Source organism: Mycolicibacterium sichuanense (assembly GCF_033741125.1).
Lineage (GTDB): Bacteria > Actinomycetota > Actinomycetes > Mycobacteriales > Mycobacteriaceae > Mycobacterium.
Window position 1 is genome coordinate 245,300 of record NZ_JAWQPU010000004.1, and the last position, 22,983, is coordinate 268,282.

Genomic DNA, 22,983 nt, shown 5'->3' on the forward strand with positions numbered 1-22,983 from the left:
ACGTCGATAGCGACCAGCGAATTTCGTCCCGGGGACCAACGCCGCTCGCGCGACCCCCCTCAGCCGGGGTCGTTAGCTGGATCGTCCTCTGGCAGCAGCGCGAAGAAGCTCTCCTCCTCGGTGGCGAAGTGCAGGGCCAGCAACTCGTGCAGACCGTAGAGACAGGCCAGGAGATCCTCGGACTGGACGTCGACGATCCGACCCGCGGCCTCGGCGTCCTCGAGGTGAGCGTGCAGGCGGCGGCCCAGACGGTCGATCTCGGCATGCATCCGACTCATCGTCACGGTCGACTCCGCACCACCAAGCGGTTCCCACAGGGCCGGGTACAGCGAACGGTCCTCCGCGCGTTCGTGGGGCAGCAAGGTCTGCTGGACGAACTCGTCGGTTCGGCGCAGGGAGGTCAGTGCCGCGACGCGCTCACCCACGGCCAGCAGGTGGGCGGTGTCCCTCAGCAGCGAGAGGTCCTCACGCATCACGTCGTGTTCGGCGGCGAATCTGCGAATCAGGCTGCCGGTCACCGGGTTCAGTGCTCGCGTCGCACCGGCGCCCGGGCGCAGGGCTCGCAGCGCGTTGAGTATCACGACCAGGTCGATGCCCTCCTGCAGCAGCGCTCCCCAGGCGGCAGGCAGCTGACCCGCCGCCGCGAATCCCATTGCCACGAAGGACAAGACCATCCCGGTGAGAGCGCTTTGCAACGCGATCCGGCGCGAACGGCGCGCGACGAGCATCGCGTCGGCCAGTCGGTCGAGCCGGTCGGTCGTCAAGACGATGTCGGCGGCTTCCGAGCTCGCGGTCGACCCGCGGACCCCCATGGCCACGCCGACCGTCGCGGCAGCCAGCGCGGGCGCGTCGTTCACGCCATCGCCGACCATCAAGGTGGCGGCCGTGCTTCGTTCGGCGCGCACGCGGGCCACCTTGTCCGCCGGGGTCTGCCTGGCCCGCACCTCGTCGACGCCGAGGACGGTGGCGAGCTGTTCGGCCGGAGCGGACCGGTCGCCGGTGAGCATCACCACGCGGGTGATGCCGGCCGCGCGCAACCGGCGAATGGTGCGCGGCGCGTCGGGACGCAGGGGATCGGTGAGCAGAATCGCCCCGGCAAGTCCACCGTCGACCCGCACCCAGGCCACCGCGGCGCCGTCGAAGGTCGCGCGAGCAAGCGTCGCCGCCGCCCACGGTGGCGGGTCGGCCGGCAGGCCATGGCTTCCCACGGTGACGCGTAGACCGTCGACGACGGCCGAGATCCCTTTGCCAGGCTCCTCGACGACGTCGATGGGCAGCCCAAGGATGAGCCCGGCCTTCCTTGCTTCGGCAACGATTGCCACGGCCAGGACATGGGGTGAGTACTGGTCGGCGGACGCGGCGAGGCGTAGCACGTCCCTCGACGACCAACCGGCGGCCGCCACGACCTCGGTGCCGCGAGGGCGGCCGCTGGTGACCGTGCCGGTCTTGTCGAGGATCAGCGTGGTGGCCCGCCCGAGTGCCTCGAGCGCCGCACCACCTCGGATGACGACGCCGAGCCGCGACGCCCTGGACAGGCCCGACACGATGGCCACCGGGGCGGCCAGCAGCAGCGGGCACGGCGTCGCGACGACCAGCACCGCGACCGCGCGGGTGGCCGATCCGCTCCACAGCCAGGCTGCCCCGGCGATCAGCAGCACGAGGGGAACGAACCACTGGGCCAGTCGATCGGCCAGCCGCACCACGGGTGCGGTGCTCGCGGCCGCCTCGCGGGCAAGTCGGACGATGCCGGCGTAGGTGCTGTTCTCGGCGGTGGCGGTGGCCTGGATCTCGACGGGTCTACCGGCATTGACCGCGCCGCTACGGATCTGCCGACCGCTGGGCAGCTCGACGTGCAGCGACTCACCGGTCAGCGTCGACTCGTCGAGAACGGCACGACTCGAGAGGATCGTGGCGTCGACCGGCACCATCTCACCCGAACCGACCACCAGCACGTCACCGACCGCGACGTCGCCCAGTGGCACCGTCTGGACGCCGTCGGCGCACCGTTTGCGGGCCTCCCGTGGCACCCGGTCCAGCAGGGACCTGAGATCCTTGGTGGCCCGCTGCTCGGCGGCATTCTCCAGCGCCTGTCCCGTGCACAGCATGACGGCTATGAGTGCGCCCGCCAGATACTCGCCCACCGCGAGCGTGCCGAGCAAGGACAGCACGGCGATGACGTCGACGCCGAACGTACCGCGCCGCAGCGCGGCGACCACCCACCAGCAGGCGGGTACGAGCGCGATCAGAGTGCCTGCCGCCCATACCAAGTCGGCGATGTCGTGAGATCCGGAGAGCCATGCAGCGCCGCCGGCCGCGAGCGCGCACGTGCAACTGACCAGCAGGGCCGCCAACAGCAGCCTCGAGGTAGGGACCGTTCCGCGAGCGGCTGGTGTCGGGGCCTGGCGCGTCGACTCGTCCCGCTGGCGCATCGGTCTATCCCGAGGTTGCCAGGGAGGCGGCCGGCTGCGGCAGTCGACCGGCGTCCCGAACCCGGCGACGGATCCCCCGCAGGATGCCCCGGGTGATGAATGTCGTGAGCGGGCTGGCCAGCTCGGCTGCCACCACCTCACCGGGATGTCGCAGGGCGACCCGGGTCCGGACGAGCAGGCGGCAGCGGTCGTCCCAGTACGGGACGAGGTGGAAGGACAACACGGTCTCCCACGGAAGGTCCGGGGGAGCGACCCGCAGTACGACGCATTCCTGGTCGACTACCTCGACCACCGGCAGCGCGAAACCCTGACGCAATCCCATCCATCCCCGCGGTGCCAGGCGAACCACGTCGCCGGCCTCGAGACGCTGCCACTCCGGGTGGATGCGATCGGCGTTGCGGTACTGCAATCCGAGCGACTTCTCAAGGGCCGCAAAACCATAGAGCCCACCGCGGTCCTGGCCCATCTGCACCAACCACGGCCATACCGCTGCCGTCGACCGGTCGACCCAGATGGCCTCGGTGGTCTGAAGGACCGGCCGGTGCAGGAGCTCGTCGCCCGGCAGCGGCATGCGGCACTCCTCCTTGGTCGAACCCCAGTTGCGGAAGTACCGGCGGGCTCCGTACAGCAGCACCCCCGCCGCCGTGGCCGCCGCCACCGATCTCATCGTGGTCACCACCACAGCGTCGCAACTCCCCGCCGGCGATCACTAGGGCCAATCGTCCTCGCGTCCGGGTGCCTCGCCCGCCGACGAATTGCTCGAGCGACAAGGGACTTCGGCCCCTATGGGAGGTCTCGGGTAGGTGGTCGGATGCAATTGCCGGTACCGACCGGCGTCACGATGATCAGGAGGAGACGATGACCACACTTCCCGTGCAACGGCGGCGCGCGCTGTTCCCGGAGATCGCAGACCTGTTGGCAGGTTTCCCGTCGTGGGGCAGCCTGCGACCGTTCGACGGCAACGTGATGCGACTGGAGGACGAGCTCAAGGATGGCAGTTACGAGCTGCGTGCCGAACTTCCCGGAATCGATCCGGCGAAGGACGTCGACATCACGGTTCGGGACGGTCAGCTGACCATCAAGGCGGAGCGCACCGAGAAGAAGGAGTCCAACGGTCGTTCGGAGTTCGCCTACGGGTCCTTCGTCCGGTCGGTGTCACTTCCGCCGGGATCGAACGAGGATGACATCAAGGCGTCCTACGACAAGGGCATCCTCACCGTGTCGGTTCCGGTGGCCGACACCAAGCCGGTCGAGAAGCACGTCGCGATCGAATCGGGCCGCTGATCGCCCGCTGGGGCGGTCCACGCCGTCGCGGCGGGGCCGCCCCGACGGGCACGTCGATGGGAGACATCCGTGACGCGAGTACGACCCTTGGCCGAGATCGTCGGTGACGCCAGGATCGTGCTCGCCGCCGGTGTGACGGACGGCACCGACGAGTTCCCCGCCATCCGCGCCGAGATCACTAAGTGGCTCGTCGAACAGAAGGGATTCTGTGCCGTCGCCGTCGAGGCCGACTGGTCCGACGCCTATCGCGTCAACCGATACGTCCGCGGGATGGGAACCGATCGCTCCGCGGAGGGGGCGCTGCGTGGGTTGGCCCATCTTCCCGCGTGGACGTGGCGCAGTGCCGCCGTCCGGGACTTCGTCGAATGGCTGCACGACCACGACGCCGGCCGCGCAGCCCGTGGGGGGTGCCGGACCGGGTTCTACGGCCTCGACCCCTACGACACGGACGGATCCATCCGGGAGGTGACCGGCCATCTCGATCGCGTGGACCTCGAGGTGGCAGCCGGCCCATCGCGTGAACGAGACGTCGTCGCCCGGCTGGTGGCCGCTTGGCGGCGGTCCCTTCCGCGTCGGAGGGGCGGCGGGCTGCTGATCGAAGACCGGTGGTTCCTCGCCGAGCAGGACGCGATCACGCTGCGAGACGTCGAGCGGTACTACCGGGCGATGTTCGACGATCGGGTCACCTGGTGCAATCTGCGGGCCCGGCACATGGCGAACACCCTGCAGGCCCTACAGCGCCACATGGACCACGACCATCGGCTACCACCAGCACGAATCGTCGTGTGGGCCGCCGAGGTCGACGCTGGCGATGCCCCCGCCGCCGAAATGTCCGGACACGGTCGCGTGACGTTGGGACGTCTGGTCGGAGAACGTTGCGGCGAGCACTGTCGTGTCATCGGCCCGGGCGACTACGGCGGCACCGTAGGGCATCTCGACCACACCCGCGCGGTCGACGCATTGGACACGGCGAGTACGGGGGGACGATCGAAGTGAGCGCATGCGCAGGTGTCGAGGACGCTGGTGCCAGGATCGTCACGCTGACGATGAACCCGGCGCTCGACGTCTGCGCCAGTACCGCCGTCGTGCGGCCGACGGACAAGGTCCGGTGTTCGAATGCCCGTTACGACGCCGGGGGTGGCGGCGTCAACGTCGCGAGAGTGGCACGCGCGCTGGGTATTTCGACGTCGGCGGTGTTTCCCTCGGGCGGGCCGACCGGTGCCCTGGTCACCCGGCTGGCGATCGAGGCCGACGTCTGCGTACACGCCGTCGACATCGCCGAACCCACCCGGGAGAGCTTCACGGTGGACGAGACCACCACGTCGAGGCAATACCGATTCGTGCTGCCCGGACCCTGCCTCACGGTCGCCGAGCAGGCGCGCTGCCTCGGCGAATTGCGCCGCACCGCGGCGGGGGCGACCTTCGTCGTGGCCAGCGGCAGCCTCCCGCCCGGTGTACCGGCCGACTTCTACCAGCGGGTGGCCGACGTCTGCCGGGAGCTCGCCGTTCCGTTGATCCTCGATACCTCCGGATGTGGACTGGCCGGCGTAAGCCACGGGGTGTTCCTGATGAAACCGAGTGTGCGGGAACTGCGCGAGCATGCCGGGCGGGCGCTGGACACCGAGGCCGACCGGGTGGCCGCAGCACGCGAGTTCGTCGACCGCGGGGCGGCCGAGGCGGTGGTGGTCTCACTCGGAGCCGAGGGGGCGCTACTGGTGACGGCAACGGAATCGCAACGCTTCGAGGCGATTCCCGTGCACTCTCGCAGCGGTGTCGGTGCGGGTGACGCCATGGTGGCCGGGATCACCGTCGGATTGGTCCGGGGCCGGCCGCTTGCCGATGCGGTACGGCTGGGTATCGCGGCCAGTGCCGCCATGTTGACGACGTCGGGAACGACCTGCCCGGCGCGGCGCGAGGTGGACCGCGTACTGGGAATGGTCCGCGAACCGGTGGACGTCACGCCACTGAGCGCTTGAACGGCTCAGCGCACGTGTGCCGCCACCGATGGCCGCCACGTCAGCACCTCGGACAGGGTGCGACGCGGGGTGGGAGGCGGCACCTCGTCCATCGCGGGCACCACGCCCACTCGGACGAGGACCTGGGGTAACCGGCGTCCCGTCAGTTCGCCGACGATCTCCCTGCTGGCCTCGATCTCGGTGAGATGGGTCAGCGGGCACGTCGCCAGGCCGGCCATGGTGGCCTCCAGCAGCGTGACCGACAAAGCCTCACCGCAGGTGAGGATGTCGCGGCGGGATTCACCCAACGCGGAAAGCACCAGTACCGTCGAGCGGTCCTCCGGCACGTCGGGGCGCCGCTCGCGGTGGTGAGTGACCGGGAAGGTGCGGCCGATGTCGACGCGATCACTCTCCGCGGCAGACACCAACGAGCTGTGCGGAATGCCATCGTGGTCCGCGAACGGGCCAGTCCACCAATCGAGTTCGGCGTGGTACGGCGAGTCGTACAGCCGCATCGACTCGGTCAGCTGGGAAGCCTCGGCGAGCTGGGGACGTGCTTGCTCGGGCAGCACGTCGAGGATCGCCAGGTTCTCGTCGACGGCGCGGCGCAGCAGCGGTTCGAACTCGTCCCAGTTCGCGGGCGCCGCGAAGGGCAGGCGATCGGTACGCCGCACCAGGATCGCCTTCGCCCGTCGCCGGTGCCCGTCGGTGACGTACGACATCGGGGTGAAGTCGATCGACGCCAGGTGAAGGTGGTCGTTGGGATTCGGGTAGTAGTCGACGTTGGCCGTCCAGCCCTGTGCCGCCATCGCGACCCTCAGGTGATCGAGGACCGCGCCACAGCTGAGAAGCGCCTGCCGGGCCGATGAATCCGAGTCGACGAGTCGGTCGCGATCAAGGTAGAGGTGCAGGACCCCGGCACCTTGCCCGACGAATCGCCAGGGCTGGCTGTTGTGAATCGAGGGGGCGCGGCACGCCAGATGCACGGCATCGGCGATCACCCCGCTGGACACGACCGGGTACGGCATGATGATCCCTTCTGCGTCGGGCAGGCAACTCGTCGGGGCCGCGGGCGGGGCGCCCCGTTGGGCAACTGTGGGAACCATCGCCCGTGCGGCGCCGTCGACGCCAGAGTCTTTGGGCCCTCTAGGCCGAGGACCTGTGGCGCGACAACGGGGTCCCAGGGCCGCAGCCGTGCCGGTCCAGCCGCGCGACGATCGACCCATGAGTTCACCACCGGTCGCGGCCTCGACTCCGCTCGGGGAGTCCGTCGCGTCGGCACCGGAGATTCGCGAGACGCACACCGGCATGGTGATCCTGGTCGGTGATCGCGCGTACAAGGTCAAGAAGCCGGTGGTGACCGACTTCCTCGACTTCAGCACCGTGGATCGGCGCGAGCACGCCTGTGAGCGCGAACTGCGGTTGAACCGGCGCCTGGCCGCGCACAGCTATCTCGGGCTGGCCCACCTCACCGATCCGCTGGGCGGGGCGGCCGAACCCGTGGTGGTGATGCGACGGCTTCCGGACTCGGCTCGGTTGACGTCGTTGGTGCGCCGCGGTGAGTTGGTCGAAGGGCAACTGACGGCGATCGCGCTGCAGCTGGCCACCTTTCATCGCGACGCCGTCCGCGGCAACGACGTAGACGCGTGCGCCGGGCAATCGGCGATTCGAGACCGCTGGCGCGAGAACCTGGCCGAGCTGAGCCGGCACGTCGACGCGGTGGTCCCCGCGGTGGTGCTCGACGAGGTCGACCGGCTGGCGATGCGCTTCATCGACGGACGCGGGGCGCTGTTCGCCGAACGCATCGCCGCGCGTCGCGTCGTCGACGGTCATGGTGATCTGACCGCCGAGGACGTGTTCTGCCTACCCGAGGGCCCGGCGCTGCTGGATTGTCTGGAGTTCGACGATCGCCTCCGTTTCGTCGACGGTCTCGACGACGCCGCGTTCCTCGCGATGGACCTGGAATTCCTGCGCCGACCCGATCTCGGCGAGTACTTCCTCGAGGAGTACCGCCGCCACGCCCACGACGCCGCACCGAGCGCACTGGCCCACTTCTACGTCGCCTACCGAGCCGTCGTGCGGGCGAAGGTCGACTGCATCAGGAACGGACAGCACCGGGACGGTGCCGCGGTCGACGCCCGCCGGCACCTCGATCTCGCGCTCCAACACCTCCGAGCGGGCACGGTGCGGCTGATCCTCGTCGGTGGCGGCCCCGGCACGGGCAAGACGACATTGGCCCGGGGGCTGAGCGAACGGCTTGGCGCACGGGTGATCTCCAGTGACGACGTGCGTCGCGAGATGCAGGCCGAGGGACGGCTGGACGGCGCAGCAGGGGTGTTCGGCGAGGGGCTGTACAGCCCCGACCGGGTGGATGCCGTCTACGCGGTGATGCTGGACCGGGCCGCAGACCTGCTGGCCGCAGGGCGGCCGGTGATCCTCGACGGCACCTGGCGCGATCCCCGGCACCGTGCGTCGGCCCACGAGCTGGCTCGGGAAAGCCATTGCCCGTCCGTGCATCTGGCCTGCACGTTGCCAATCGACGAGGCGATGGCGCGGATCGCCAGCCGACCGGCCTCTGCGTCCGACGCTACGCCTGGCATCGCCGCGGCCATGGGGTCCGCCGCGGCCATGGGGTCCGACGAGGCCGCGTGGGCCGAGGCCCATCCGATCGACACCAGCCGCCCCCTGAGCCACTCACTGGCCGAAGCACAGCAGATCTGCTGTCTGGCGTTCTGAGCGACGGCGTCACCACAACCGAATAGCCTTCCGCACAACAATGTTGGAGTCTCACCATGACAGCGCCCAGCTACGTCCGCGACATCTCCACCCTCGGGCTCGCCGATGCAGACCAAGCCGGCGGCAAGGGGGCCAATCTCGGTGAGATGGTCACCGCCGGGCTGCCGGTGCCACCGGCCTTCGTCGTGCTGCGCGACGGCTACCGCGACTCGATGCGAGCCGGCGGGGTCGACGACGAGCTATCCGCCCTGCACGCGGAGGCACTGGCGACGGCCGACGACTCAGCCCGCCTCGACGAGCTGTGTCATCGGATGCAGGGTCTGGTGGGCAAGGCCGGCCTCGCCGACGGCGTGCGCGAACAGCTGCTGGACGCATACCGCCGGCTCGGCACCGCCACCCGTGTCGATCCCGTGGTCGCGGTGCGCTCCTCGGCAACGGGCGAGGACGGCCGCGACGCGTCGTTCGCCGGAATGAACAGGACCATCACCAACATGCGTGGAGCCGACGACGTCGTCGACGCCGTCCTTCGGTGCTGGCAGTCACTGTTCACTCCGAGGGTGATCACCTACCGGCGCAGCCGGGGGTTCGCGAGCACACCCGAGATGGCCGTCGTGGTGCAGCAGATGCTGGCCCCCGACCGGGCCGGGGTCGCCTTCACCGCCGATCCGAGCACGGGGCGGCGAGATCGGATCGTCATCGAGGCTGCCTTCGGGCAGGGCGAGGTGGTGGTCAGTGGGTCCGTCCAGCCCGACACCTACGTCGTCGACAAGGCGACCGTCACGCTGCTCGATACGTCGATCGGATGCAAGACCTTCAAGATCGTGCGGGGCAGCGATGGACACGACCTGGTCATGAACCTGGCTCCCGAGGACGCCGACGCCCGGGTGCTCGACGACGCGGCCGTCGAGAACATCGCCCGGCTCGCGATCGCAGCCGAGGCCCACTACGGGTATCCACAGGACACCGAGTGGGCGATCGAGGCAGGTGTCACGTGGCTGGTGCAGGCCCGGCCCATCACCACACTCGCCGAGCCCGAGCCCGAGCCCGAACCCGCGTCCGCGAATTCCGCCGTCCCGCAGTCGGGACCGGCAAACGCCGGCCCCGCCGGTCCCGGCGCTGCGGGGGCCGTCCTCCTGCGCGGACTCCCGGCAGCACCGGGGATGGTGTCCGGGGTGGTACGCCGGCTGACCCTTCCCGAACAGGGGGACCGATTGCGCGACGGCGAGATCCTGGTGGCGCCGATGACCAATCCCGACTGGCTGCCCACCATCCGCCGCGCCGCCGGGCTGATCACCGAGACGGGCGGCATGACGTGTCACGCCGCCATCGTGGCGCGTGAACTCGGGGTGCCGTGCGTCGTCGGCGCCCGCAACGCGATTCAAACCCTCACCGACGGAATGTCGGTGACCATCGACGGTGCCAGTGGCGAGATCCGCTCGGGGAGAACGAATGCCACTCCTACCGTGGTGGTGACCGAGCGCAAATCGGCCGAAGCGGGTCATGCCCCGGTCACTGCGACCAAGATCTACGTCAACTTGGCCCTGCCGGGCACCGCCGATGCCGTCGCTGCGCAGGAGGTCGATGGGGTCGGACTGCTGCGCGCCGAGTTCATGCTGACCGAGGCGCTGGGTGGCGAACATCCGCGAGAACTCCTCGCGGACGGCCGCTCCGACGATCTGGTCGACAGGATGGTCGGCGCCATCGGTCCGATCGCGAGGGCATTCGCACCGCGGCCCGTCGTCTACCGCGCCACCGACTTCCGCACCAACGAGTTCCGCGCGCTGCGTGGGGGAGAGGCCCACGAACCGGTCGAACGCAACCCGATGATCGGCTACCGCGGATGCTACCGCTACGTCAGGGAACCCGACCTCTTCGCGCTGGAGCTGCGCGCGTTGGCCGAGGTGCGGGAGCAATACCCGAACGTGCACTTGATGATTCCCTTCGTCCGCACCCGATGGGAGCTGGAGGAGTGCCTGGATCTGGTCGACGCGAGTCCGCTCGGCCGCCAGCGAGGTCTGCACCGCTGGATCATGGCCGAGGTCCCGTCCGTCGTGCACTGGCTGCCGTCCTACATCGGGATGGGCATCGACGGGGTGTCCATCGGGAGCAACGACCTCACCCAGTTGATGCTTGGCGTGGACCGGGATTCCGAGATCTGTGCCGACCTGTTCGACGAATCGGACCCGGCCGTGCTCGACGCGATCGGCCAGATCATCACCACCGCCAACCGGCACGGCATCACGTCATCGCTCTGCGGGCAGGCGCCATCGACGAATCCCGCGTTCGCCGAACATCTGGTACGGATGGGCATCACGTCCATTTCGGTCAACCCCGACGCGGTGGCCTCGGCCCGACACGTGGTCGCGGCAGCGGAACAGCGCCTCGTCCTCGAGTGTGCCCGCCGGCATCCGAGTGCTCGCAGCGCCAGGCATCTCGGCGAGGTCCGCACCGGGGGTCATCGTGGTCGATGACGGGGCGCCGATCGTCGTCGGCGTGGACGGTTCCGCCGAGTCGTTGCGGGCGGCCCGCTGGGCGGGGGGACTCGCCGAACGGTTCGACGTTCCCCTGCACATCCTGACGGCGACGCCGTACCTAGGTCACAGTCCGTCCGATGTCGCGCTGGCCGCCAGGGTGGCTGCGATCAGCGAACACCGCGAGTGGGCCGACCGGTACCTCGACGCGGCGCGATCGGCGGTCCTCGGCGATCACCCGCACGTGCCGGTGACGGTGGCATCCCTCGACGAGCCCGTCGACGCGGCGCTCGACACGGCGAGCAAGTCGGCGCGTCTGCTGGTGCTCGGCTGCGACGACGTCACGGCGCTGGGGGCATTGCTGGTTGGATCGACCACCCTGGCGACCCTGGCGCATGCGGCGTGCCCCGTCGTCGCCTGGCGCGGTGACACCGTGAAACCGTCCCGCAAGGTGATCGTGGTTGGGGTCGACGGGTCGGGACGCGACGGCGGTGCGCTCGGCGTGGCCTTCACCCTGGCGGACCGGCTCGAGGTGCCCCTGCGCGTGGTCCACTCCTGGGCGCTGAAGGGCTTCACCCAGATCCACCGCCCGATCGCGGTGGAATGGGACGAGAACACGAAGGGGCAGTGGCGTCGGCTCAACGAGCTCCTCGACCCGTGGCGCGAGCGCTACCCGCGCGTCGAGATCACCCGAATCGGCGAGGCCGCCAAGGCGAGTCGTGCCCTCGTCCTGCAGAGCGTCGGTGCTCAGCTGGTGGTGCTCGGGTACCGCCGGCGCCCCCCACTGGGACACCCGCCCTTGGGTTCGACCAGCATGAACCTGCTGCACCACAGCGCGATACCCGTCACGCTCTGCGCGTTCGACGAGGACGCCGAGGAGACCACCGCGCTGGCTCAGGACACCAGCAGCAGCAGCAATGACTGATTGCCCAGCCGTCGGGACTTCTTGCAGGCCCGGGTGACGGTCAGGAGTCGGTCGACCCCGTCCTCGATGCCGCGGGCGAGTTCGTCGGCACCCACCGAGGATTCGTAGTCGCTGATGACCCCGAACGTGAGTTCGTCGGCGTAGCTGGTGATCGCGATGCCCAGCCGCAGGTGCACGGCGATGGGCGGGATCGGCAGCAACGACAGCACGCGGCGGCCGAGCACCGAGACCTCCCGTCGGGGGCCTGGCACGTTGGTGGCGACCGTGACGACGCCGCGCTGCGGAAGCCTGGTGAGTAGCCGGACGGTCCAGGCGGTCAGCGCGAAGGGAAGTCGATTGGACAGCGTCACCGCCAGATCGGTGGCCTGGGATTGTCCGCCGGCCTTCGAGCGCGTCAGCCGGCTGTGTACGGCATGCAGCCGCTGCAGGGGGTCGGCGACCTCGACGGGCAACAGCGGCAGCATCGCCGACACCCGGTTGTCTGGGAGGTGAAGCTCGTCGGGCCGCCGGACGGAAACCGGTACCAGGGTACGCAGTGAGGTAGGGCGGATCGTCGCACCGCGGCGCTGCATCGCCTTCCGAAAGCCGTCCGTGATCGCCGCGAGCGCAACGTCGTTGACCGTGACGTCGAAACGATGGCAGATCGACTTGACGTCGGAGAGTGACACGCGGGCTGCGGAGTAGTGCCGCAGATCCGTCAGCGGCCCGGTCATGGTCTGGGGCGCGGGCGAGACGATGCCGGCGGCGATCTCGGCCGCGCCGGCGCCAAGGCGCAACGCCGTCTGGGCGGTCCCGATGGACGCGTTCCACGCGCCCGTCACCCAGGACAGCGGATTGAGACTGGGCAGTCCCAGTCGGTGCTCGCCGGGCTGGTGCTCGGGTGTCGTGCCGTCCTCGTCGCTCTTGCCGTCCTCGCTGCCCGCACCGTCGCACAGCGCCGCGAGCATGGTGCTCGCGGCGATGCCGTCGGCCACGCTGTGATGCACCTTCACGACAAGGGCCCAACGGCCGCCCTCGAGCCCGTCGACCACCCAGCACTCCCACAATGGACGCCCGCGATCCAGCCGGCGCTCCATCAGGTCGGCCACCACCCGGAAGAGGGCGGCATCGTCGCCTGGCGAGGCCACCGCCGTGAGACGCACGTGCCGGCGGATGTCGAACGCATCGTCGCCGACCCACTGTGGTGCGCTCAGATCCCACGGATGGGTGTGCAGCACCTGCTTGCACCGCGGCACCCTGCGGACCCGTTCGTCGATCGTCGCCAGCAGCGACTCCATCTCGGGCAGCGGACCCTCGAGCACGGCGACACCGCCGATCGCGAGGCTTGCGTGTCTATCGGAGTCCTCGGCTTCGAGGAAACCGGCGTCGAGGGTGGAGAGGCGTTCGAACTCCATCCACGGAGCCTAGGAGCGGTCGCGGAGCCTTCACGAGGGCCGTAGTGCCGACACCAGCAGGACGAAAGTCCCTGCCGCACCGGGCGAGTCCTGCCTAGCCTCGGTGTCATGTCCAAGCAGCGGCCCTGGCTGGCGGCAGTCCTGGCAATGGTGGAGGCCGCGGCCGTCTACCGCGGCTACGTCCGGCCGTGGATGTACGGCTGGGGTGCGACGGCCGCCGAAGCCGCGGCCGACCTGCCCGGTGACGAGCTCGTCGAACCCGATGCGCGACGCACGACGCGAGCGATCGGCATCGCCGCCCCCGTCGAGCGGGTATGGCCCTGGCTGGCCCAGATCGGCGAGGACCGCGGCGGCTTCTACAGCTACAGCCTGCTGGAACGCGCCGTCGGCGCGAACATCCACAACGCAGCGACGGTCCACGCCGAATGGCAGGACCTGCGCGTCGGCGACACCGTATGGCTGGCCCGCCGATTCGGCGAGCGGGCCCGCCAGGTGGTGGCGGCCGTCGAACCCCGTTCGCACCTGGTGCTGGTCTCCGGCGCCGACTTCGAGCGCATCGCACTCGGTGAGCGCGCCACCGGCAGCTGGTCGTTTCATCTCCTCACCCGGGGAGCGGGCAGCCGTTTGATCATTCGTGGCAGCGGCGGCGCGGTCGGTCACGCGGTCTTCGACGTGCCGCACTTCATCATGGAGCGCGCGATGATGCTGGGCATCCGCCGCAGAGCCGAGCGTCCGCAGGCCGCTGCCATGGTCGTATGGAAGGGGCCGGCCGACGCGGCCTCGCCACTGCCTCACCACGGTGCTCACCACGGCGCGACCGCCAGGGAACCCCTCTCGACACTCGGCCCTCGAACTCGTGACTTCTGGCTCTCGCCGGGGTGGTGAGGCTCACCGATGCTGTGGCGACGGCGACGGCGACGGCGAAGGACTTGAATCGATGGGCGCAAAGTTCCCCGAGATCGACACGGTGCGGACCGCACTGGCACTATCCACTCGCGCGCCGTCGGTGCACAACGTACAACCGTGGCGGTGGCTGGTGGGAGACGCGAGCCTGCACCTCTACTCGGATCCGGAACGGCGCCTCGTCCACACCGATCCGGATGGCCGCGACATGATGGTCAGTTGCGGTGCGGCGCTGAATCATTGCGTCGTCGCGCTGGGGGCACTCGGGTGGCAGAGTCGGGTACACCGGCTACCGAATCCCCGCGACCCAACACATCTCGCCGCGATCGAGGTGTACGCCTACGTCGCCAGCGAGCTGGACATCGCCCTGGCCGCTGCGATCCCGCGGCGGCGCACCGACCGCCGCCTCTACAGCCGGTGGCTGGTGTCACACGGTGACGTGTCCCTGATGGGTGCACGGGCGGCCCGCATGGGTGTGACGATGCGCCGGGTGGAGGCCACGACCGAGCTGCGCGCGGCGCTCACCCAGGCGGTGTGGCGGCACGCGACGAATCCCGACTACCTCGAGGAACTGACCGTCTGGAGCGGCCGCTACTCGTCGACGGCCGGAGTGCCGGCACACAACGTCCCCGAGTCGGATCCGCGCTCGCCCATCCCAGGACGGCTCTTCGCCGGTGCCGCGCTGGCTCAGCCGTCGGAGGCCGTGGCCGCCGAGGACGGTGGTGCGCTGCTTGCGCTGGGTACCACCGACGACGACGAGCTGGCCCGGCTGCGCGCCGGTGAGGCCACCAGCCTGGTGCTGCTGACCGCCACCGCGCTCGGGCTGGCCAGCTGCCCGGTCACCGAGCCGTTGGAGCTGCCCGAGACTCGCGCCGCCATCCGCGCGGACACCTTCGCCGACGAGCAGTTCCCGCAGATCCTGCTGCGGGTCGGTTGGGCTCCGATCAATGCCGATCCGCTGCCGGCGACCCCCCGGCGACCGCTCGACGAGGTCGTCGGCCGGCTGGACGGGCAGTCGGCCGAATGATGCTGTTCGGCAACGTGTTTCCGGTCGGCAACGTCATTCGGTCCAAGACCGAGGAGGGGAGATGTCGGGTCGACGCCGCTACTGGGCTCCTCGAGTTCGACCGTGGTGGGCAACGTGCAGTTGCCCATCCTGTTGGTTGGACGACCGTAGCGCGTCGGCGTCGACCAGGTCGAGGTCGTAACTCGCGACCACGCCGTCGCGGTGACACGCATACGGCAAGCCGGTGTCGGCGATCACCTGCATCATGGATCGATTCTCGGCGAGCACGTCGGCAGTGAGGTGCTGAATCGCGTTGTCGCGGGCAATCATTCCAACCATCGTCAATAGCACCGTACCCACGCCGCGGTCGTGCTGGTCGTGGGCGACCACCACGGAGATCTCGGCACGGCCTGGTTCACCGGTGCTGACGTAGCCACCGACGCCGAGCAGTGCGTCGTCCTCGAACGCGCCGATCGCACACTGCCGCGGGTCGTCGGAGTTCGTCACCGAACGGGCCCAGTCGTCCAAATAGCCAGGGTGGGTGGTGAAGAAGCGCAGATAGCGCTCGCGCTCGGTCAAGGAAAGGGACAGCAGGACCACGGCATCGTAGTCGTCGGCGCGGAGTTGGCGGACGGTGACCGTCGCCCCGTCGATCAAGCGGACCGACCGTTGGGTCACGTCAGCCGTCCGGGTCATCGCACCACCAGCACCGAGCAGCGTTGTGGAGCAGAGCGATTGAGTCGGTGCGGGCCGACGATCGTCGGGACCGTCTCCGCGTCTCTGGCGCCAAGAACGGTCAACTGGACGGACAGTTCGTCGTGCTGAGCCAGGAAGGAGGCGGCATCGTGGGGGACCGAGACCGGATAGACGTGGACGTAGGGATGCTCGCTGCGCCAGGTGGCGACTCGTCGTTCCAGCTCGTCGTAGTGAACGGAGTGCTGACGGCCGTGTGAGACACCAAGGGCGAGAATGGGTGCGCGCCGCAGCTGGGCCTCGGTCAGCGCGTGCTCGACCACGGTGTCACTTTGTGGCGAGTCATCGACGACGACGACGATCCAGTCCGGCTCATTGGGTGCCGGCGCGTGCGGCGTGCGGATGATCGCCACCGGGCACTGGGCGCGTTCGGCCACGATCGCGGCCGTCGAACCGACCATGCGGTGGCAGACCGGGGTGATGCCCGTGGAACCGACGCACAGCATGGCGGCCGTCTTCGATTCGGTGATCAGTGTCTCATCGACCGCGCCCCAAAGAATCTGGGTCTCGGTGTGCACGGGCTTGCCGGTCGCGCGAACGACGGCCGAGGCGGCCCGCAGCGCCTCCCTTCCGAGCTCGGTCTCCGGCCAGTCTCCGGCGATCTCGGCGGGATTCTCGTCGAGGTCCCGGTCGACGTCGTCCTCCACGTCGACGACGTGAACCAGGCGCAGGCAGACGTCGCGACTGATGGCCTCCTCGGCAGCCCAGACGGCGGCCTGCATCGCCGCGCTGGACCCGTCGATCCCCACTACGACGGGACCCGTCGACTCCGATGGCTGCATGGCCGAAGCTCCCGTCCGCTGATTCCCGGCAACGCGGTGCGCGTCATGGCCACGCTATGGCGGGCGACCCTGGCCTGGATGGGGCCATAAGTCACTGGTTGGCCGGCGAAGGGACGCCGACGACTTCGATGCGGAGGTGATGACCTCGGTCCGTCCGAACAGGTGTCATTCGACCCTCGGAAACTCGGGGCCGGGAGCAGACGCTGATGACATGGACACGTGGACGTTCGACTGGGGGCGCGACTGGTTGGCGCGCTTGCTTGGCCGAAATCCCTTGGTGCGCCCAAGCGATCGTCTCGAGAGCATCGTGGCCGTGTTGGCGCTGTTCGCCGTGGTCGTCACCATCCCCCTGGCGGCCGCCGTCGGAACGTCGGTCAAGGAGGCTCGCGCAGCGGTCTATGCGCAGCAGGCGGTGACACGGCACCAGGTCACCGCGACGGCCTTGCAGGATTCCAGGTTGCACGGACAGGTCACCGCGCCCACGTTCGACCTGACGGCGAGGTGGCTGTCCGCCGACGGTGTCCACGTCGGGACGGTGCAGGTGCCCGACGTCGTCCGGGCCGGGACCCAGTTCGCCACATGGGTGGACGAGCGGGGTGACGCCACCGCGGCACCGCCACCACCCGGACGCGCCGCAACCGAGGCGGTGGCGTGGGCAGCGCTGTCGTGGCTCGTCGCGGCCGTTGCCATCGCCGCGGCGGTGCTTGCTCTGCATCGAGGCCTCGACCGTGCCAGGTACGCCGACTGGGACCGCGATCTGCGCGCGCTGGCAGGCAACGACGACGGACGCGCGAGTCGCGAGGCCTGAACCGTGACACAGGATCTCGACATCCGTGAGCCGGCGCCGGCCGTCCTCGACGCGGCCCGGCCCCTGGTGGCCGACGAGCTGCAGCGCGTCGTGACGATGCTCACCACCCGATTTCCCGAACTGAACCGGGTGGATGCGGAGTGGCTCGTCACCGAGGTCTACCAAGGGCTTTCGAGCGAGGCGCGGGTGCGCACGCACCTGATTCCGCTGACACTCAATCGCTGCCGACGGCTACTCACCGAGCGCCGCCGAACTCACCGAGACGGAGGAGCATGACATGTCGTCGTTGGACGGAAGAGGCGTCATCGTGGCCGTCGACGGTTCGCCGTCGAGCCTGGTCGCGACGGACTGGGCGGCTCGCGACGCCGCCTTGCGCCACGTCCCACTGAGATTGGTTCACGTCTTGGCCGAGCCGGCGGTCGGCATGTGGCCCGAACCCGCGTCGTTCGGCGACTTCTCGGCATGGCGGGAGGAGAATGGCCACCAGATCCTCTCGGAGGCCAGGCGTGTCGCAGACCAAGCGATCGCGGAGCACGGCCCAGTCCGCATCGAGGAGGTCTCGATCGCGGGCACGACCGTTCCCAGCCTGGTGGACCTCTCCAAGGACGCGACGTTGATGGTCGTCGGTTGCCGCGGGCAGGGTGCCCTCAAGCGACGGCTGCTGGGTTCGGTCAGCTCCGGTCTGGTGCACCACGCCCACTGTCCCGTCGCCGTGATTCACGACCAAGATCCCCTGATGGACCATCCGGCCAGCGCTCCGGTCCTGGTGGGCATCGACGGCTCGCCGGCTTCGGAGCTGGCGACCGCGGTCGCCTTCGACGAAGCGTCCCGGCGCGGTGTCGGATTGATCGCCATGCATTCGTGGGCCAGTGACGACGTCTATCTGTGGGCCAACGTCGACTGGGACGTCCAGCTCGAGATCGGCAAGGAGGCGCTGGCCGAACGGCTGGCCGGCTGGCAGGAACACCACCCGGAGGTGCCGGTCGATCATCGCCTGGTGTACGGCGCTCCGGCCGAGAAACTCCTCGAGGCCTCGGAGGAGGCGCAGCTGACCGTGGTGGGCAGCCACGGCCGCGGCGGATTCGCCGGTATGTTGCTTGGCTCGGTGAGTTCGGCCGTGGCACAGGGGGCCCGGATGCCGGTCATCGTCGCTCGGCAGGGCTGAACGCCGGTACTCCGGGATCGGGGTGACAGCGGGCCCCGACTACGGCAGCGGCGCCGACCAGCGCAGCACGGTGCCGCCGCCCGGTCCGTTCACCAACTCGAACGTCCCGCCGCTGTCCTCGGCGCGCCGGCGCAGGTTGTTCAGGCCGCTGAAGGTGACGTCGGCGGGAATTCCGCTGCCGTCATCGGTGACCTCGATGGTCAGATCGTCGTCGACCCGGACCAGGACGGTGACGTCGGTCGCGTGACCGTGGCGCACCGCGTTGCTGATGGCCTCGCGGACCACCGCCTCGGCGTGGTCGGCGAGCGCGGGTTCGATGACCGAGAGCGGACCGCTGAATTGGGAATTGGTGCGCACTCTCGGGCCGGCGAACTGCGCGATGGCCTCGTCGAGACGCTGGCGGAGCCGGGTCGGTCCGGCGCCGCTGCCGTGCAGGTCGAAGATGGCGGTCCGGATTTCCTGAATGACGGCCTGCAGGTCGTCGACCGTTCCGGCGAGCCGCTGCTGAACCTCCGATGATCGGATCCGGGCTATGGTGCCCTGCATGCCGAGCCCGATCGCGAACAGGCGCTGGATGACGTGGTCGTGCAGGTCACGGGCGATGCGGTCGCGGTCGGCCAGCACGTCCAGCTCGCGCATCCGTTGCTGAGTGGAAGCCAGCTCCCAGGCCGAAGCGGCTTGATCGGCGAAGGTGGCCATGGTGTCGAGCTGGTCGTCGGTGAACGGCGCCGATCCAGCTCGTCGTGCCGAGATCACCACGCCGGCAACGGTATTGGTGCAGCGCAAGGGCAGCACCATGACCGCGCCGACGCCGCGCAGAACACCGTCGCCCAGGTCGGCTTGTTCACCTCGAAACGGCATGCGCTCGCGGAACGCGGCGCGGATGGTGTCGTCGGTCAGCGGGATCGGACCGTTCGGACCGATCAGCTGGGTGGCCCCGGCGGTTTCGATGATCTCGAGCTCGTCGGCGTCGGCCGCCGCGTCCGCATCCGCCGGCACGGCGACCAGGGTCACGTCTGCGCTGGTGAGGGTGAGTGCTTCATCGGCGATGAGACGAAAGACCTGGGCCGGGTCGACCCCAGACAGAAGTTTGGTCGCGATGTCGCGCGTCGCCTCCATCCAGGATTGCCGGATGCGGGCCTGCTCGAACAGCCGGGAGTTCTCGATGGCCACGCCGGCCGCGGATGCCAGTGCCTGCGCCAGGATCTCGTCATCGTCGGTGAACGGCTGGCCGCCCGCCTTCTCGGTGAGGTAGAGATTGCCGAACACCTCGTCGCGGATGCGAACGGGGACGCCGAGGAAGCTCGTCATGGGCGGGTGGTTCGGCGGGAAGCCAACTGAGCCGGGATGGTCGCGAATGTCGTTGAGTCGGATGGGAATCGGTTGATCGATGAGCACGCCGAGCACCCCGCGTCCCTGCGGTAGATCGCCGATCTGGCGTCGGGTGTCCTCGTCGATGCCCTCATAGATGAACTCGATCAGGTCGTGGTCGTGTCCGCGGATGCCGAGTGCGCCATAGCGGGCGTCCACCAGCTCGATCGCGGTGTGCACGATCGTCTGCAGCGTGCCATCGAGGTCCAGTCCCGAGGTCACGGCCAGCATCGCGTCGACCAGACCGTCGACGCGGTCGCGTTCCTCGATGATCTGCTCGACGCGCACCTGCACCTCGTTGAGCAGCTCGCGCAGTCGCAACTCGGACAGATTGCGCAGGGGTTGGGATCCGAGCGCGTCCGCCTGGTGGGTCATCGCGCCATTGTCACACCTGCTCGTCACAGACCGCCGTGGGTATCGCAGACCAGTACCGAGCACTCGGTGTCGTGCAGTGCTGCGTAACTCGGCGGTCCGATCATCTCGGCCACGCCATGGGCCCGCCGCGGCCCGACGATGACGAGCTGGATCGACGCCGCGTGGCGGGACAGGTAATTGAGCAGGTTGCCATGCACCGCAACGGGTTGGACCTCGAGCTCGGGGTGACGCCGCCGGGTGCGGGCAAGGCGTCGGTTCAGCTCGGCGCGCACCTGGCGGTTCTGCTCGGCCACGGCGTGGCCGTCGTGCACGTCGGTGAAGTGTGGGTGCCAGACGGAGATGACGACCAGTGGAGCCCCGCGCAGCAGTGCCTCGTCGATTCCGCGTTGCAGCACCGTGTCGGTGTCGGAGGACATGTCGACCTCGACCACGATCGACATCGCGTTGGTCCTGGAGGGGTCGTAGCCGCGGACGACGGCCACCGGACAGTGTGCCCGGGACACGACGGCACCCGCGGTGGAGCCGAGGCTGCCGACGCTGGCACGCTGGGTCCCGACGGCGCCGATGCAGAGCATCGCGGCATCGCGGCTCGCGTCGAGCAGCGCGGCGGACGGTCGGTCCTGCTTGATCTCGACCTCGATCCGCACCGGGCGCCCGCTGGCCTCCACGGTCGTGACGGCTTGCCGTATCGCGGCCTCGGCAGCGGCAAGCTCGGACACCGCGCGCTGATCGTCTGTGGGCTCGTCGATGGCGTACACCAATCGCAGCGGGACGTCGCGGGCCACGGCTTCGTCGACGGCCCACGAGGCGGCGGTGAGCGCCGAGCGCGAACCATCGATCCCGACGACGACTGAGGGGGACGGGGGAAGGGTGTCTCGCATCGGCTTGCTCCCGGTTCGGTTGGTCGCCTCCGACGCTAGGTCTGGGCCGCAACGCCCGTCAGAGCAGAAAGTCCCTTGGTCACCGTCGGAGGTCCCCGGCGTCGGCGCGCCGTTGCGCGGCACCCACCCGCGCGTGATCAGCGAGCCGCGTCGCTAGGTCCGAGAGGGCCCGCGATACCGCCAGGGTCCTGGCCGCGCGGTCGGGCAGCAGTTCGGTGGGCCGGGTGTGCCCGACGCCGACCAGCGTGCCGTCCTGCCAGTCCATCCGCGCGATGGCGCGGGTGCGGTCGCCGACCTCGTCCACGGTGAGCTCGACGAGGGGTTCTGCTGCGGACCGGGTCATCTCACCTGCTCCGCACGACGATGACGGGCGCCGAAGATGCCTGTGCCACAGCAGAGCTCGTCGACCCCAGCAGCATGCCGGCGAAGCCTCCGCGGCCATGGCTGCCCACGACGACGAGTTGCGCCCGCTGCGACTCCTCGGCCAGCCAGTACGACGGCCGGTCGCACACCAGCCGGCGCCGAACGGTGACGTCGGGATAGCGTTCCTGCCATCCCGCCAGGCGTTCGGCCAGCACCTCGTCGGCCTCGGTCTGGTAGGTGTGCCAGTCGCTGTCGAGCATCAGGTAGATGCCGGCATCGCTCCAGGCGTGCAGCGCGACGAGGTCGACGCCGCGACGGGAGGCCTCGTCGAATGCCAGCGCCGTGGCGGCCTCCGATGCCGGCGAGCCGTCGATGCCAACGACGACGGGAGCGTCGGGAGTGGGCGCGTGGTTCTGGTCGGCGCGGATTACCGCGACCGGGCAGTGCGCGTGGTGCAGCAGCCCGCTGCTGACCGAGCCGAGCGCGAGCTGACCGAGCGTGCCACGGCCGCGGCTGCCGACCACCACCAGCTGGGCGTCCTTGGAGGCGTCGGCGAGGGTGGGCACGATGTTGCCGTGGTCGACGACGAGGTGCAGCTCGCCGGCGGCCTGGCCGGCCACCGCGGACGTGAAGTCCCGCTCGGCATGGGCCAGCACGTGGCGGGCGCTGCGCTCGTACCAGTCCGTCATCCGGAACATCGGTTCGACGGGCACGCTGACCACCACGGGGGAGACGACGTGGATCAGGGTCACCGGGGCGTGCCGCAGCACGCTCTCCCCGGCCGCCCAGGCTACCGCGGCATCGGATTCCGGTGATCCGTCGACTGCCACCAGAATGCTCGACGATGTTGGCGTACTGGGCATTTCAGACTCTCGGATCGGTGTTCTCGGGTCCTGACACCATCGAGGTTAGGGAGCGCGACCGACCGATGGCAGGGCCTTAGGTCCCCAGCGGGGTGCCACGAGTCCTCCGCTAGGTACAGCAGTTGGGATCCAGGACCGCGCACAGGGCGCCGACGGCGGCGGCGGCCGGCCGGTGGTAGACGTTCATACCGCGGCGGTCGGATTCCACGAAGCCGGCCCGGCGGAGCTGGGCGAGGTGATGGCTGACGGTGGATTCGCTCAGTCCGAGTGCCAACGCGAGGTCTCCGCCGTTCTCGGCGCCCGCGGCCGAGCTGAACAGCAGGGACATGATCTTCACCCGGGCGGGGTCGGCCAGCGCCTTCAGTCGCAGCGCGACCTGCAGCGCGTCCTCGTCGCTCATGGGTCCGGCGGCGACGGGCGCACAGCATACTGGCGCGGTCATGTCGATGGTCGGCAGCGACTTGGGCACGGTGCCAGTATCGCCAACAACATTGACATATGTCAAAGAGGTGGGCATTC

Annotated in this window: 22 protein-coding genes; 11 read left to right on the forward strand and 11 right to left on the reverse strand. The window is 69.5% G+C overall.

The annotated features are described in order from the left end of the window. Positions 1-59 precede the first annotated feature (59 nt). Both SBI80_RS14520 and SBI80_RS14525 read right to left on the reverse strand, forming a co-directional pair. Positions 60-2,429 carry a heavy metal translocating P-type ATPase gene (locus tag SBI80_RS14520; RefSeq protein ID WP_318975485.1) on the reverse strand — a complete coding sequence of 790 codons (2,370 nt, stop codon included), beginning with the start codon at positions 2,427-2,429 and terminating at the stop codon, positions 60-62. 4 nt (positions 2,430-2,433) lie between these two features. Then, positions 2,434-3,096, reverse strand: coding sequence for an SRPBCC family protein (locus SBI80_RS14525; RefSeq protein WP_318975765.1), 663 nt, complete (start codon positions 3,094-3,096; stop codon positions 2,434-2,436). A 191-nt stretch (positions 3,097-3,287) separates the two neighbouring features. Here SBI80_RS14525 and SBI80_RS14530 point away from each other — a divergent pair, with 191 nt between their 5' ends. The 3 genes from SBI80_RS14530 (at position 3,288) to SBI80_RS14540 (ending at position 5,689) form a co-directional block, all read left to right on the forward strand. Continuing rightward, positions 3,288-3,713, forward strand: a complete 426-nt coding sequence (locus SBI80_RS14530; RefSeq protein WP_318975486.1) for an Hsp20/alpha crystallin family protein — start codon at positions 3,288-3,290, stop codon at positions 3,711-3,713. 69 nt (positions 3,714-3,782) lie between these two features. After that, positions 3,783-4,709, forward strand: coding sequence for an erythromycin esterase family protein (locus tag SBI80_RS14535; protein ID WP_318975487.1), 927 nt, complete (start codon positions 3,783-3,785; stop codon positions 4,707-4,709). Further along, complete coding sequence (locus SBI80_RS14540; RefSeq protein ID WP_318975488.1) at positions 4,706-5,689, forward strand: 1-phosphofructokinase family hexose kinase; 984 nt, start codon at positions 4,706-4,708, stop codon at positions 5,687-5,689. Before SBI80_RS14535 ends, SBI80_RS14540 begins: the two co-directional genes overlap by 4 nt. A 5-nt stretch (positions 5,690-5,694) precedes the next feature. Here SBI80_RS14540 and SBI80_RS14545 read toward each other — a convergent pair whose 3' ends face one another. After that, positions 5,695-6,696: an Acg family FMN-binding oxidoreductase gene (locus SBI80_RS14545; protein ID WP_318975489.1), complete on the reverse strand. Its 1,002-nt coding sequence runs from the start codon at positions 6,694-6,696 to the stop codon at positions 5,695-5,697. A gap of 196 nt (positions 6,697-6,892) precedes the next feature. Between SBI80_RS14545 and SBI80_RS14550 the strand changes: the two genes are divergently transcribed. From SBI80_RS14550 to SBI80_RS14560, 3 genes are read left to right on the forward strand one after another with little or no spacing between them, the layout of a single operon-like run. Continuing rightward, positions 6,893-8,404 (forward strand): bifunctional aminoglycoside phosphotransferase/ATP-binding protein, encoded by a 1,512-nt coding sequence (locus SBI80_RS14550; RefSeq protein ID WP_318975490.1) that lies wholly within the window; start codon positions 6,893-6,895, stop codon positions 8,402-8,404. A 56-nt stretch (positions 8,405-8,460) separates the two neighbouring features. Then, positions 8,461-10,875: a phosphoenolpyruvate synthase gene (gene ppsA / locus SBI80_RS14555; protein ID WP_318975491.1), complete on the forward strand. Its 2,415-nt coding sequence runs from the start codon at positions 8,461-8,463 to the stop codon at positions 10,873-10,875. Then, positions 10,865-11,800, forward strand: a complete 936-nt coding sequence (locus SBI80_RS14560) for a universal stress protein (RefSeq protein WP_318975492.1) — start codon at positions 10,865-10,867, stop codon at positions 11,798-11,800. The genes ppsA and SBI80_RS14560 overlap by 11 nt, the downstream gene beginning before the upstream one ends. Here SBI80_RS14560 and SBI80_RS14565 read toward each other — a convergent pair. After that, positions 11,770-13,194, reverse strand: coding sequence for a WS/DGAT/MGAT family O-acyltransferase (locus SBI80_RS14565; protein ID WP_318975493.1), 1,425 nt, complete (start codon positions 13,192-13,194; stop codon positions 11,770-11,772). The genes SBI80_RS14560 and SBI80_RS14565 overlap by 31 nt on opposite strands. Positions 13,195-13,302: 108 nt before the next feature. On the opposite strand from SBI80_RS14565, the gene SBI80_RS14570 reads away from it, so the two are divergent. Together SBI80_RS14570 and SBI80_RS14575 are read left to right on the forward strand one after the other, a co-directional pair. Next, positions 13,303-14,079 carry a hypothetical protein gene (locus SBI80_RS14570; protein WP_318975494.1) on the forward strand — a complete coding sequence of 259 codons (777 nt, stop codon included), beginning with the start codon at positions 13,303-13,305 and terminating at the stop codon, positions 14,077-14,079. Positions 14,080-14,131: 52 nt separating this feature from the next. Then, complete coding sequence (locus SBI80_RS14575; RefSeq protein ID WP_318975495.1) at positions 14,132-15,124, forward strand: Acg family FMN-binding oxidoreductase; 993 nt, start codon at positions 14,132-14,134, stop codon at positions 15,122-15,124. 78 nt (positions 15,125-15,202) lie between these two features. Here the strand turns inward: SBI80_RS14575 and SBI80_RS14580 are convergent, their stop codons facing one another. Together SBI80_RS14580 and SBI80_RS14585 are read right to left on the reverse strand one after the other, a co-directional pair. Beyond that, positions 15,203-15,799 (reverse strand): GNAT family N-acetyltransferase, encoded by a 597-nt coding sequence (locus tag SBI80_RS14580; protein ID WP_318975496.1) that lies wholly within the window; start codon positions 15,797-15,799, stop codon positions 15,203-15,205. Further along, the gene (locus SBI80_RS14585) at positions 15,796-16,638 is read right to left on the reverse strand and encodes a universal stress protein (protein WP_318975497.1); all 843 of its coding nucleotides are present in this window, start codon (positions 16,636-16,638) and stop codon (positions 15,796-15,798) included. The genes SBI80_RS14580 and SBI80_RS14585 overlap by 4 nt, the downstream gene beginning before the upstream one ends. 211 nt (positions 16,639-16,849) lie before the next feature. Here SBI80_RS14585 and SBI80_RS14590 point away from each other — a divergent pair, with 211 nt between their 5' ends. The 3 genes from SBI80_RS14590 to SBI80_RS14600 are packed head-to-tail and all read left to right on the forward strand — an operon-like array spanning position 16,850 to position 18,611. Beyond that, on the forward strand, positions 16,850-17,446 hold the full coding sequence (locus SBI80_RS14590; protein ID WP_318975498.1) for an Rv1733c family protein: 597 nt from the start codon (positions 16,850-16,852) through the stop codon (positions 17,444-17,446). A gap of 3 nt (positions 17,447-17,449) precedes the next feature. After that, complete coding sequence (locus SBI80_RS14595) at positions 17,450-17,722, forward strand: three-helix bundle dimerization domain-containing protein (RefSeq protein WP_318975499.1); 273 nt, start codon at positions 17,450-17,452, stop codon at positions 17,720-17,722. Position 17,723: 1 nt separating this feature from the next. Further along, positions 17,724-18,611, forward strand: a complete 888-nt coding sequence (locus tag SBI80_RS14600; protein ID WP_318975500.1) for a universal stress protein — start codon at positions 17,724-17,726, stop codon at positions 18,609-18,611. 39 nt (positions 18,612-18,650) lie between these two features. On the opposite strand, the gene SBI80_RS14605 is transcribed toward SBI80_RS14600, so the two are convergent. From SBI80_RS14605 to SBI80_RS14625, 5 genes are all read right to left on the reverse strand, one after another. Beyond that, a complete protein-coding gene (locus SBI80_RS14605; protein ID WP_318975501.1) occupies positions 18,651-20,357 on the reverse strand; it encodes a sensor histidine kinase in 1,707 nt (568 codons plus the stop codon). A 23-nt stretch (positions 20,358-20,380) separates the two neighbouring features. Continuing rightward, the gene (locus SBI80_RS14610) at positions 20,381-21,238 is read right to left on the reverse strand and encodes a universal stress protein (RefSeq protein ID WP_318975502.1); all 858 of its coding nucleotides are present in this window, start codon (positions 21,236-21,238) and stop codon (positions 20,381-20,383) included. 79 nt (positions 21,239-21,317) lie between these two features. Then, on the reverse strand, positions 21,318-21,581 hold the full coding sequence (locus SBI80_RS14615; RefSeq protein ID WP_318975503.1) for a dsRBD fold-containing protein: 264 nt from the start codon (positions 21,579-21,581) through the stop codon (positions 21,318-21,320). Between the two features lies 1 nt (position 21,582). Beyond that, a complete protein-coding gene (locus SBI80_RS14620) occupies positions 21,583-22,464 on the reverse strand; it encodes a universal stress protein (protein ID WP_318975504.1) in 882 nt (293 codons plus the stop codon). Between the two features lie 109 nt (positions 22,465-22,573). After that, entirely contained in the window at positions 22,574-22,933 is a 360-nt protein-coding gene (locus SBI80_RS14625; RefSeq protein ID WP_318975505.1) for an Rv2640c family ArsR-like transcriptional regulator, read from the reverse strand. Positions 22,934-22,983: the final 50 nt, after the last annotated feature.

What these genes read in the sequence shown, in the direction of transcription:
- SBI80_RS14575 (WP_318975495.1), top strand. Translation starts at nt 14,132, where the DNA reads ATGGGCGCAAAGTTCCCCGAGATCGACACGGTGCGGACCGCACTGGCA.
- SBI80_RS14530 (WP_318975486.1), top strand. Translation starts at nt 3,288, where the DNA reads ATGACCACACTTCCCGTGCAACGGCGGCGCGCGCTGTTCCCGGAGATC.
- SBI80_RS14580 (WP_318975496.1), bottom strand. Translation starts at nt 15,799, where the DNA reads ATGACCCGGACGGCTGACGTGACCCAACGGTCGGTCCGCTTGATCGAC.
- SBI80_RS14545 (WP_318975489.1), bottom strand. Translation starts at nt 6,696, where the DNA reads ATGCCGTACCCGGTCGTGTCCAGCGGGGTGATCGCCGATGCCGTGCAT.
- SBI80_RS14615 (WP_318975503.1), bottom strand. Translation starts at nt 21,581, where the DNA reads ATGACCCGGTCCGCAGCAGAACCCCTCGTCGAGCTCACCGTGGACGAG.
- SBI80_RS14585 (WP_318975497.1), bottom strand. Translation starts at nt 16,638, where the DNA reads ATGCAGCCATCGGAGTCGACGGGTCCCGTCGTAGTGGGGATCGACGGG.
- SBI80_RS14605 (WP_318975501.1), bottom strand. Translation starts at nt 20,357, where the DNA reads ATGACCCACCAGGCGGACGCGCTCGGATCCCAACCCCTGCGCAATCTG.
- SBI80_RS14520 (WP_318975485.1), bottom strand. Translation starts at nt 2,429, where the DNA reads ATGCGCCAGCGGGACGAGTCGACGCGCCAGGCCCCGACACCAGCCGCT.
- SBI80_RS14600 (WP_318975500.1), top strand. Translation starts at nt 17,724, where the DNA reads ATGTCGTCGTTGGACGGAAGAGGCGTCATCGTGGCCGTCGACGGTTCG.
- SBI80_RS14590 (WP_318975498.1), top strand. Translation starts at nt 16,850, where the DNA reads ATGGACACGTGGACGTTCGACTGGGGGCGCGACTGGTTGGCGCGCTTG.
- SBI80_RS14610 (WP_318975502.1), bottom strand. Translation starts at nt 21,238, where the DNA reads ATGCGAGACACCCTTCCCCCGTCCCCCTCAGTCGTCGTCGGGATCGAT.
- ppsA (WP_318975491.1), top strand. Translation starts at nt 8,461, where the DNA reads ATGACAGCGCCCAGCTACGTCCGCGACATCTCCACCCTCGGGCTCGCC.
- SBI80_RS14570 (WP_318975494.1), top strand. Translation starts at nt 13,303, where the DNA reads ATGTCCAAGCAGCGGCCCTGGCTGGCGGCAGTCCTGGCAATGGTGGAG.
- SBI80_RS14565 (WP_318975493.1), bottom strand. Translation starts at nt 13,194, where the DNA reads ATGGAGTTCGAACGCCTCTCCACCCTCGACGCCGGTTTCCTCGAAGCC.
- SBI80_RS14525 (WP_318975765.1), bottom strand. Translation starts at nt 3,096, where the DNA reads ATGAGATCGGTGGCGGCGGCCACGGCGGCGGGGGTGCTGCTGTACGGA.
- SBI80_RS14550 (WP_318975490.1), top strand. Translation starts at nt 6,893, where the DNA reads ATGAGTTCACCACCGGTCGCGGCCTCGACTCCGCTCGGGGAGTCCGTC.
- SBI80_RS14620 (WP_318975504.1), bottom strand. Translation starts at nt 22,464, where the DNA reads ATGCCCAGTACGCCAACATCGTCGAGCATTCTGGTGGCAGTCGACGGA.